This window comes from Flintibacter porci, from assembly GCF_041925195.1.
In the GTDB taxonomy this organism is placed as follows: Bacteria; Bacillota; Clostridia; order Oscillospirales; family Oscillospiraceae; genus Lawsonibacter; species Lawsonibacter porci.
In genome coordinates, this window is record NZ_JBHEVB010000031.1 from 1 (window position 1) to 10,093 (window position 10,093).

Below are 10,093 nucleotides of genomic sequence, written 5' to 3' on the forward strand. Positions count from 1 at the left end.
CACAGGTGCGCCTTTCACAAAGCCCAGGTTGAGCTTGAACAGGCAGACAAAGTCTTTAAGCAAGCCCTGCCGTTCCTCAATAGCAGGGGAGAAGTTGGTTTCTGGCATGATGCGAACCAACACCAGCCCCAACAACAAGCACAAACTGCCCCCCAAGATGACAGGCATTTGCAGGTTTATGTTTCCCAGCAGTGTGCCCAGCACCACGCCCAGAACGCCGCCGATTTGCCCCATTTGACTGCCCCGCAGGAACACCTTGTCTATGGGTTTGTCCTCTTCCTCCGAGGCAATCCACGCCTCCAGAGCGCCGGTGATGAAGGTATCACCGCAACCCCAGACAACCTGGGCCAGCAGAACCGGCGCGAACCACGGTAGCGCACCCTCCATCAGAAAGCCCAGGCCGTAGAGGAACATTCCAATCAGCACCGAGCGCCGACGGCTATACAAATCCGCCACCACACCGGTGGGTATCTCGAACAGAAAGCAGGAGGTCTCCAGAACCGTCCCTACCAGGACAAGCTGGAAAGCATCCAGCTGCACCACCTCCAGGTGGTACACGATGGAAAGCACTGTGGACATAGAAACCGCCAGGGAAAAGACAAATCGGAACAGCAGGTAGACAGAATATGCCTTTGAATTTTTAGCAAACATGAAGTTACATTCTCCTTTACGAATCAGTGGGTTGTTTTGTGAAACAAGCCCGACTGCCGCGCAGGAAGGGCAAACTTCTCAGCCCTTTCTAACAGTGATTTTAGAAAAGGCCTCCTAAAGTGCCCAAAGCGCCGTTAAAAGACTTGTTTCTGTTTTTGCAGTTTGCCATATGAATACCTCCGATACTGAAATTAGAACAACATGGCTGTTCTTCTTCGCGATATTATAGCAAATGGGCTTTGTGTTGTCAATGTAAAGAGAAGCGAGAGCGAGAGCGAGAGCGAGAGCGAGAGCGAGAGCGAGAGCGAGAGCGAGAGCGAGAGCGAGAGCGAGAGCGAGAGCGAGAGCGAGAGCGAGAGCGAGAGCGAGAGCGAGAGCGAGAGCAAGTATCGACCCGTGGCCCAAATTTCGCTCCGCTCATTTGTTCCCCTGGTCTGCTACTTGTTGGGGAGTGCCTTCCCCAAACCCTGCTGACCGGCGCTCCGCGCCGGTGTTGTGGCGCAGCCGCGCCACAAAAATCCGTCAGCCCCGCCTGTTGCGTTCTCGCCTGACCAGGCGGAAATCGGAAGCCGTTTCCGCAATCGCCGCAGAGCGGCGCACCCGCCGGAATAGTACACCCGCTTTGCGTCTGTACTGTTCCATCGGGCCAATTCGACAAAACTAGACCTCAAAACGCATTGACAATACTTTACATTCGCTCTATAATAGTCTTAACGATGAGCGATATAAAAAGTGAATATCAGTAAAATTCTCTGCACCCAGATGGTCTTGACCACCTGGGTGCATTGTGTTTTTCCAAAGCCTGATGTTCCCTTTTCCATCGCGTAACACATCGCCCATGACAACTGAATATGGAAAACTTGAAAGGTGTATAATGGGCGAACTATACCCTAAAGGGAATTTCAAAACAGGAGGTAAAAGTTTATTGTCCAAACGCTACAACACGCCCCACCGCACCCACATCATCAAGACCCGTGTGACCGAAGAAGAACACGCCGACTTCATGGAGCGCCTGACCGCCTACGGCATGAGCCAGTCCGAATTTATCCGGCAGGCCATCACCGGCGCGACCGTCAAGCCCATCATCATCGTGTCCCCCGTCAATGACGAGCTGCTTGCCGCCGTGGGCAGGCTGACCGGGGAGTATGGGAAAATCGGCGGCAACCTCAATCAGATTGCCCGGTATCTGAACGAGTACGGAGCACCGTACAACACCCTCGCCGCCGAGGTTCGGGCGGAGCTGTCCGACCTCGCTGCCCTCAAGTTCCAGGTGCTTCGAGAGGTAGGTGAAGCCATTGGCAACACTGAAACATTTAAGCTCTAAAAATGCCGACTACGGCGTGGCGGAGCAGTACCTCACCTTTGAGCATGACGAGTTCACCGGCAAGCCCATCCTGGACGAGAACGGGCGGCTTGTCCCCCGTCAGGACTACCGCATTTCTTCTTTGAATTGCGGCGAGGAGGACTTCGCCGTAGCCTGTATGCGGGCCAATCTCCGCTATGGAAAAAACCAGCAGAGGGAGGACGTGAAAAGCCATCACTACATCCTGTCCTTTGACCCCAGGGACGGCCCCGACCACGGCCTGACAATGGACAAGGCCCAGGCGCTGGGGGAGCGGTTCTGTGCCGAGCAGTTCCCCGGACACCAGGCCCTGGTCTGCACCCACCCGGACGGTCACAACCACAGCGGCAACATCCATGTCCATATCGTTATCAACTCCCTGCGGGTGGCCGAGGTGGAGCGCAAACCGTACATGGACAGAGCCAGCGACACCCAGGCCGGAGCCAAGCACCGCTGCACCGCCGCAGCCATGCGCCACTTCCGGGCCGAGGTCATGGAGCTGTGCCAGGGGGCGGGGCTGTACCAAATCGACTTGCTGGGCGGGAGCAAAAACCGTGTCACCGAACGGGAGTATTGGGCGCAGAAGAAAGGGCAGCTTGCTCTGGACACCGAAGCCGCCGCCCAGGGTAAGCCGCCCACCAAGTTTGAAACGGACAAGGAGAAGCTGCGCCGGGAGATCCGGGCCGTCCTCAACCTGGCCGTCAGCTTCGAGGACTTTGCCCAGCGGCTGTTACAGCGGGGCATCACCGTCAAGGAGAGCCGGGGCCGGTTGTCCTACCTCACCCCCGACCGGGCCAAGCCCATCACCGCCCGGAAGCTGGGGGACGATTTCGACCGCGCCGCCGTCGGTGCCGCTCTGGAACGCAACGCCGCCCGTCCCAGCCTGGGAGCCAAGCCCAGCATCCGGGAGCAGCTTCGCCAGCCCCAGGGCGTCCAGCGCATGGTGGACATTGAGGCCAAGAAAGCCGAGGGCAAGGGCATCGGCTACCAGCAATGGGCGTCCGTGTTCAACCTGAAGCAGATAGCAAACTCGGTCAACGTCTATACCGAGTATGGCTTTTCCTCGCCGGAGGAGTTGGACGCCGCCGTGTCCGCCGCCTTTGCCGCTGTGCGTGACAGCGCCGCCAGCTTGAAGCCGAAGGAATTGGCCTTGAAAGAAAAAAAGGAGCTGCGGCGGCAGATCATCATCTACCGGAACACCAAAGCAGTCCGGGATGGCCTCGCCGCACAGAAAACGCCCAAGGCCCGCGCCGCCTACCGGCAGGAGCATGAAGGTGATCTTCTCCTCTCCGAGGCCACCATTCGTTTCTTCAAGGCCAACGGCATCACCAAGCTGCCCACCGTCAAGGAGCTGACGGCGGAGATCGAGGCCCTGATGTCCGAGAAGAACGCCGGGTACAATGAGTATCAGGAGCGTAAGCGGGAGGCGGACGAGCTGCTGACCGTCAAGCGGAACATCGACCAGGTGCTTCACGGTGCGCCCAGCCAGCGGAGGGACGAGCATGACCGATAACGCCGTCCGGCTGACCTATCCGCAGTACCGGGCCGTCCGGCGATTGGTGCATGACTGCTGCAACTATGACGGCGGGAACTGCCTTCTGCTGGACGATGGGGAGGAATGTGTCTGCCCGCAGAGCATTTCCTATTCGCTGATCTGCCGCTGGTTTCGGGCGGCTGTGCTGCCTCTGGACGAAAGCCTGTGCGCCGCCCTGCTCCACCGCCGGGAAAGAAAAAAGTGCGTCCTGTGCGGTGGCTGGTACATCCCAAAATCCAACCGGGCCAAATACTGCCCGGAGTGCGCCAAGGAGGAAGAACGCCGCAAGACCCGTGAGCGGGTGCGCCGCCACCGGGCCGCCATGTAACGGTTTAGGCCCTTGAAAAGCCCGGTATCACGGGGCTTTTGGGCCGTCCTCAATAGGGGAGCTGTGTACTACCATTCCGGGCCTCGAAAATGGCCCTCTAAATGTCCACAACAAAAATTTGAAAGGAGCCGCCTATGACCGACACCCCCAGCAAGACCACCACCCGCCGCCCGGACTGCGTGACTGAAATCCGCATGGGCAACACCGTCCTCACCGTTTCCGGCTACTTCAAGCAGGACACCACCGACACCGCCGCCGACAAAATGGCGAAAGTCCTGGAGGCCGAAAGCCGCTGCCAGATCAGCCCCGGCCCGTGACCTCCTGCCGGTAGTTCCGCGATAATCCTCAGCTTAAAACTTTTTCTTGTAAGGAAGTAAAAAGCACTATACAACCGCCCCGGCCTGTGCTATACTGTTGCCATCGGAATAGCGGGGCCGGGGCTGTCGGATTGGAGGAAACGATGTTAAGACAGCAACCCATGCAAGCCCCCATCACCGCCTTGTACTGCCGCCTCAGCCGCGACGATGAATTGCAGGGCGAGAGCAACTCGATTTCCAATCAAAAGCGCATCCTCGAAAGCTACGCCCGTGAGCATAGCCTGATGCCCTATCAGTTTTTCGTGGATGACGGATGGAGCGGAGCCAACTTCCAGCGGCCCGGCTTCACCGAGATGATGGACGCTGTGGAGAGCGGCGCGGTCAAGACGGTCGTGACGAAAGACCTCTCACGCCTGGGACGGAATTATCTGCAAGTGGGCCTATTTACAGAAATTACCTTCCCAAAGAAAGGCGTCCGCTTTATCGCCATCAATGACGGCGTGGACAGCGCCCAGGGCGACAACGACATGAGCGCCTTGCGGAATTTATTTAATGAATGGATGGTGAGGGACACGAGCAAGAAAATCAAAGCGGTTTTCCGGGCTAAAGGCATGAGCGGAAAACCCATCACCAGCCAGCCGGTCTATGGCTATCTGAAAGGCCCGGACGGACACTTCGTTGTTGACCCGGAGGCCGCACCTGTTGTAAAGCAGATATTCAGTCTGTGCCTTGCCGGGAACGGCCCCACCAAGATTGCCCGGATGCTGACCGAGCAGAACATCCCCACGCCGGGGACGATGGAGTACCGGCGCACCGGCAGCACCCGCCGTTACTACCCGGACTACCCCTGTAAGTGGTCGAGCAACACCGTGGCGCACATCCTGGAGCGCCGGGAGTACCTGGGGCATACCGTCAACTTCAAGACGGAGAAGGTGTCCTACAAGGTCAAGACCAGCGTTGCCAACCCAGAGGACAAGATAATGGTCTTTGAGCATACCCACGAGGCCATCATTGACGAGGCCACCTGGGAGCGAGTGCAGGAGCTTCGCAAACAGCGAAAGCGGCCCAACCGCTACGGCGAGGTTGGCCTGTTCTCCGGTCTGTTGTTCTGCGCCGACTGCGGCAGCGTCATGTACCAGCAGAGGTATGAAACGAACAAGCGGCGGCAGGACTGCTACATCTGCGGCAGCTACAAGAAGCGCACCGCCGATTGTACGGCACATTTCATCCGCACCGACCTTCTGACGGCGGGCGTGACGGAAAATCTGCGGAAAGTCACCAGCTACGCCGCCAAGCATGAGGCCCGGTTTATGAAGCTGCTGATGGCACAGAACGAGGACGGCGGTAAGCGGAAGAACGCCGCCCGCCGCCGCGAGCTGGAGGCGGCGCAGAAGCGTATCGGAGAGTTGAACGGCATCTTCAAGCGTCTGTATGAGGACAGCGTGAGCGGGCGCATTACGGACGAGCGTTTCATGGAGTTGTCCACCGATTATGAGCAGGAGCAGGCCACGCTGAAGGCCCGTGCCGCCGAGTTACAGGCGGAGCTGGGGCAGGCGCAGGAGGCCGCTGTGAACGTGGAGAAGTTCATGGCCGTTGTGCGGAAGTACACCAGCTTTGAGGAGCTGACCCCCACCCTCCTGCGGGAGTTCGTGGAGAAGATCGTGGTGCATGAGTGCTGGAAGGACGAGCAGGGAACGCGCCACCAGGACATCGAGATTTATTATTCTTTTGTAGGCAAGGTGGACTTGCCCGACGATTGAGCCAGACCTATCCGGCGAGGCCCCGCCGGATGGGAACGGCAAAAATTTTTAACCTCTCCTTGCTTCTTTATCCGTAGTGAGCTAATGCAGTAGGGTTGACGTGCTACTCTTTCTATACCAAGACAGAAAGAGGTGTAATCTGATATGAATTTGTTAGAGGTCAAGAACTTATCCCAATGCTTTGCAGAAAAGTTTAGTTAACTTTTTTATGTTTGAAGCAGGGTTCTCTTTAATGTTTGTAAAAGCAAATTCGGGAACAGACGATAAATATTATATTGCGGGTCATGTTTTTCGTATAGTTTCATGTTTAAATCAAGTGTTATTTGCATGTAATAATGCTTATTGTATCAACGAAAAGAAAGCTATAAAACTGCTTGAAACTTTTGAACATAAACCTGAAAAATATACCGAGAAGGTAAATCATATTTTTGAAGTACTCGGTATCTCACTTTTTGAATGCTACGACATGACCGAGAAGCTTTATAATGAAGTGAATGAAATTGTATCGGAGATAAATAACTTTTTAAACGAGGAGAGTTCAGATGAAAGAAAACAAATATGATGATAATATATTTTTTCAAAAATACAGTCAAATGAGTCGCTCGCAGAAAGGACTGGCTGGTGCGGGAGAATGGGAGACTTTGAAAAAGATGCTACCTGATTTTAAGGGTAAGCGTGTGCTTGATTTAGGATGCGGCTATGGATGGCACTGTATATATGCGATGGAAAACGGTGCTTCCTCTGTAGTAGGTGTTGATATTTCTCATAAAATGCTCGAAGTAGCAAAAGGAAAAACCCATTTTCCACAGATTGAATATGAATGCTGTGCCATAGAAGATGTGGATTTCCCAGAGGAGAGCTTTGATGTAATACTAAGTTCGCTTGCGTTTCATTATGTAGCAGACTATGAGAATTTAATAAAAAAGATATATAGGATGCTGAAGGCTGGTGGCAATTTAGTTTTTACAGTTGAACATCCTGTTTTTACTGCTCATGGAACACAAGACTGGTATTATAACGAAAAAGGAGAAATACTGCATTTCCCGGTGGACAATTATTATTATGAGGGCAAACGGACAGCTATGTTTTTGGAAGAAAAGGTTACAAAATATCATAGAACACTGACCACATATCTAAATACACTGCTTTCAAATAGTTTTATAATAAATCAGATTGTGGAGCCACAGCCGCCAGAGAACATGATGGATATTCCGGGGATGGCGGATGAAATGCGACGCCCAATGATGCTGATTGTATCGGCAAAAAAGAAGATGTAATAATATAGAAAAAATAAACGAGGAGTATGTAAATGAGATCAGAAAAAGAAATGATGGATTTAGTACTTTCTTTAGCAGAACAGGATGAACGTATTCGAATTGTGACCCTTGAGGGGTCACGCGCAAATATTAATATACCTAAAGATGAATTTCAGGATTATGATATTACATATTTTGTAAGTGATATAGAACCGTTTATATCTAATGATGACTGGCTTAATCAATTTGGGAATATAATAATGATGCAAAAGCCGGAGGATATGGAATTATTCCCACCTGAAGAAAAGGGATTTTCCTATCTTATGCTATTTGATGATTACAATAAAATTGATCTTACCTTATTGCCCTTGGAAGAGTTAGATAATTACCTAAAGGGCGATAAATTAATAAAGGTTCTAATTGATAAAGATTGTAGAATTAAAAGGGACATAGTTCCGACTGATATAGATTATCATGTAAGAAAGCCAAGCGCAAGGGAGTATGATGATTGCTGCAATGAATTTTGGAATGTAACACCTTATGTTATTAAAGGATTGTGCCGTAAGGAAATTTTATTTGCTATTGATCATTTTAATCAGATTGTTCGCCATGAGCTGCTGAGAATGATATCATGGAAGGTCGGCATCGAAACAGGCTTTAAATTAAGTGTAGGCAAGAACTATAAGTTTATTGAAAGGTATATATCCGAGGATTTGTGGGAGAAACTTTTGTCCACCTACCGGATGGATTCCTATGAAAACATATGGGAAGCATTATTTCTATGCCATCAATTGTTCAGGGCGGTATCCGGTGAGGTGGCGGAAAGGCTTCATTATGCCTATCCGGAGTATGATAGGAATATAACAAAATATACCAGGGACATGTATAAAAAATACACTGGTAAAACCGGCTGCCTGGATAGCACATATGCCGCTGATATAGAAGAGAGGCGGGAACAGTGATTACAGAAATGAAAGCAGGGCACCTGAAAGATATCGATAAACCCAGCGAACCATTTGAGGTGATAGGTAAGATTATACCGAGGTATGAAAACGAGAATTGGACCTTTACAGAATTACTCTATGAAGCGCCATATTTAAAAAGCTACCAAGACGAAGAGGATGAAGAGGATGAGGAGGCAGATTGCCTTGAATATATTGACAATACTGATAAGATAATATATCTTTACTACCAAGACGATAAATGCGTCGGAAAAGTTAAACTGCGAAAAAATTGGAACCGGTACGCTTATATAGAAGATATCGCCGTATGTAAGGATTTCAGGGGGCAAGGCATAGGCAGCGCGCTTATCAATATATCTATAGAATGGGCAAAGCATAAAAACTTGCATGGACTAATGCTTGAAACCCAGGACAATAACCTTATAGCTTGTAAATTCTATCATAATTGTGGTTTCAAAATCGGCTCCGTCGATACTATGTTATACGCCAACTTTGAAAACAACTTTGAAAAAGCTGTTTTCTGGTATTTAAGGTTTTAGAATGCAAGGAACAGTGAATTGGAGTTCGTCTTGTTATAATTAGCTTCTTGGGGTATCTTTAAATACTGTAGAAAAGAGGAAGGAAATAATAAATGGCTAAAATGAGAATATCACCGGAATTGAAAAAACTGATCGAAAAATACCGCTGCGTAAAAGATACGGAAGGAATGTCTCCTGCTAAGGTATATAAGCTGGTGGGAGAAAATGAAAACCTATATTTAAAAATGACGGACAGCCGGTATAAAGGGACCACCTATGATGTGGAACGGGAAAAGGACATGATGCTATGGCTGGAAGGAAAGCTGCCTGTTCCAAAGGTCCTGCACTTTGAACGGCATGATGGCTGGAGCAATCTGCTCATGAGTGAGGCCGATGGCGTCCTTTGCTCGGAAGAGTATGAAGATGAACAAAGCCCTGAAAAGATTATCGAGCTGTATGCGGAGTGCATCAGGCTCTTTCACTCCATCGACATATCGGATTGTCCCTATACGAATAGCTTAGACAGCCGCTTAGCCGAATTGGATTACTTACTGAATAACGATCTGGCCGATGTGGATTGCGAAAACTGGGAAGAAGACACTCCATTTAAAGATCCGCGCGAGCTGTATGATTTTTTAAAGACGGAAAAGCCCGAAGAGGAACTTGTCTTTTCCCACGGCGACCTGGGAGACAGCAACATCTTTGTGAAAGATGGCAAAGTAAGTGGCTTTATTGATCTTGGGAGAAGCGGCAGGGCGGACAAGTGGTATGACATTGCCTTCTGCGTCCGGTCGATCAGGGAGGATATCGGGGAAGAACAGTATGTCGAGCTATTTTTTGACTTACTGGGGATCAAGCCTGATTGGGAGAAAATAAAATATTATATTTTACTGGATGAATTGTTTTAGTACCTAGATTTAGATGTCTAAAAAGCTTTAACTACAAGCTTTTTAGACATCTAATCTTTTCTGAAGTACATCCGCAACTGTCCATACTCTGATGTTTTATATCTTTTCTAAAAGTTCGCTAGATAGAGTTCTATATTAGAGATGTAAAGAGTTTTGGTGAAGAGGTTTGTGAGTATGGCTTTTATAACCAGGGTGCAATGAGAAGCACTAACAGCAGCTAGCTTAAGAACGCATAGGATATACTTTTTATGGAAGTCACAGAGGAGGAATAAAATTTGAACAGGATTAACAGAGTAACCTCTATTCTTATTCAGCTGCAATCAAAAAAAATAATTCCTGCCAAAGAAATTGCACAGCGATTTAATATAAGCTTAAGGACAGTTTACAGAGATATCCGGACTGCATTCTGCGGCGCTCGGCGGCCACCGGTGCGGTCACCAGCGGCCACCTTGCGGCGCAGCGGCCACCCGTAATTAGGTGGTCATTTTAGGTTTAATCACCACGGTGTAGTGCTTTG

13 protein-coding genes are annotated in these 10,093 nt (G+C 50.3%); 12 read left to right on the forward strand and 1 reads right to left on the reverse strand.

What is annotated here, in order from left to right; translation table 11 throughout:
* Positions 1-651, reverse strand: a 651-nt coding sequence (locus ACEVJL_RS16535) for an MFS transporter (protein ID WP_374738466.1), incomplete at its 3' end; no start/stop codon positions are given.
* Between the two features lie 201 nt (positions 652-852).
* Here ACEVJL_RS16535 and ACEVJL_RS16540 point away from each other — a divergent pair.
* The 12 genes from ACEVJL_RS16540 (at position 853) to ACEVJL_RS16840 (ending at position 10,049) form a co-directional block, all read left to right on the forward strand.
* The gene (locus ACEVJL_RS16540; RefSeq protein WP_374738467.1) at positions 853-1,125 is read left to right on the forward strand and encodes a hypothetical protein; all 273 of its coding nucleotides are present in this window, start codon (positions 853-855) and stop codon (positions 1,123-1,125) included.
* A gap of 451 nt (positions 1,126-1,576) precedes the next feature.
* On the forward strand, positions 1,577-1,975 hold the full coding sequence (locus ACEVJL_RS16545) for a plasmid mobilization protein (protein WP_177187319.1): 399 nt from the start codon (positions 1,577-1,579) through the stop codon (positions 1,973-1,975).
* Entirely contained in the window at positions 1,947-3,506 is a 1,560-nt protein-coding gene (locus ACEVJL_RS16550) for a relaxase/mobilization nuclease domain-containing protein (RefSeq protein WP_091132798.1), read from the forward strand. The genes ACEVJL_RS16545 and ACEVJL_RS16550 overlap by 29 nt, the downstream gene beginning before the upstream one ends.
* Complete coding sequence (locus ACEVJL_RS16555; protein ID WP_091132801.1) at positions 3,496-3,855, forward strand: cysteine-rich VLP domain-containing protein; 360 nt, start codon at positions 3,496-3,498, stop codon at positions 3,853-3,855. Before ACEVJL_RS16550 ends, ACEVJL_RS16555 begins: the two co-directional genes overlap by 11 nt.
* A 134-nt stretch (positions 3,856-3,989) precedes the next feature.
* Positions 3,990-4,172: a transposon-encoded TnpW family protein gene (locus tag ACEVJL_RS16560; RefSeq protein WP_091132804.1), complete on the forward strand. Its 183-nt coding sequence runs from the start codon at positions 3,990-3,992 to the stop codon at positions 4,170-4,172.
* 143 nt (positions 4,173-4,315) lie between these two features.
* Complete coding sequence (locus ACEVJL_RS16565; protein WP_091132806.1) at positions 4,316-5,932, forward strand: recombinase family protein; 1,617 nt, start codon at positions 4,316-4,318, stop codon at positions 5,930-5,932.
* A 232-nt stretch (positions 5,933-6,164) separates the two neighbouring features.
* Positions 6,165-6,494, forward strand: coding sequence for a hypothetical protein (locus tag ACEVJL_RS16570; protein WP_425475203.1), 330 nt, complete (start codon positions 6,165-6,167; stop codon positions 6,492-6,494).
* Positions 6,475-7,209: a class I SAM-dependent methyltransferase gene (locus tag ACEVJL_RS16575; protein ID WP_000662263.1), complete on the forward strand. Its 735-nt coding sequence runs from the start codon at positions 6,475-6,477 to the stop codon at positions 7,207-7,209. Before ACEVJL_RS16570 ends, ACEVJL_RS16575 begins: the two co-directional genes overlap by 20 nt.
* 32 nt (positions 7,210-7,241) lie before the next feature.
* On the forward strand, positions 7,242-8,150 hold the full coding sequence (locus tag ACEVJL_RS16580) for an aminoglycoside nucleotidyltransferase ANT(6)-Ia (RefSeq protein ID WP_001255866.1): 909 nt from the start codon (positions 7,242-7,244) through the stop codon (positions 8,148-8,150).
* Entirely contained in the window at positions 8,147-8,689 is a 543-nt protein-coding gene (sat4, locus tag ACEVJL_RS16585) for a streptothricin N-acetyltransferase Sat4 (protein ID WP_000627290.1), read from the forward strand. Before ACEVJL_RS16580 ends, sat4 begins: the two co-directional genes overlap by 4 nt.
* Before the next feature lie 92 nt (positions 8,690-8,781).
* Positions 8,782-9,576, forward strand: a complete 795-nt coding sequence (gene aph(3')-IIIa / locus ACEVJL_RS16590) for an aminoglycoside O-phosphotransferase APH(3')-IIIa (RefSeq protein WP_001096887.1) — start codon at positions 8,782-8,784, stop codon at positions 9,574-9,576.
* A gap of 275 nt (positions 9,577-9,851) precedes the next feature.
* Complete coding sequence (locus tag ACEVJL_RS16840) at positions 9,852-10,049, forward strand: HTH domain-containing protein (RefSeq protein WP_425475204.1); 198 nt, start codon at positions 9,852-9,854, stop codon at positions 10,047-10,049.
* Positions 10,050-10,093 lie beyond the last annotated feature (44 nt).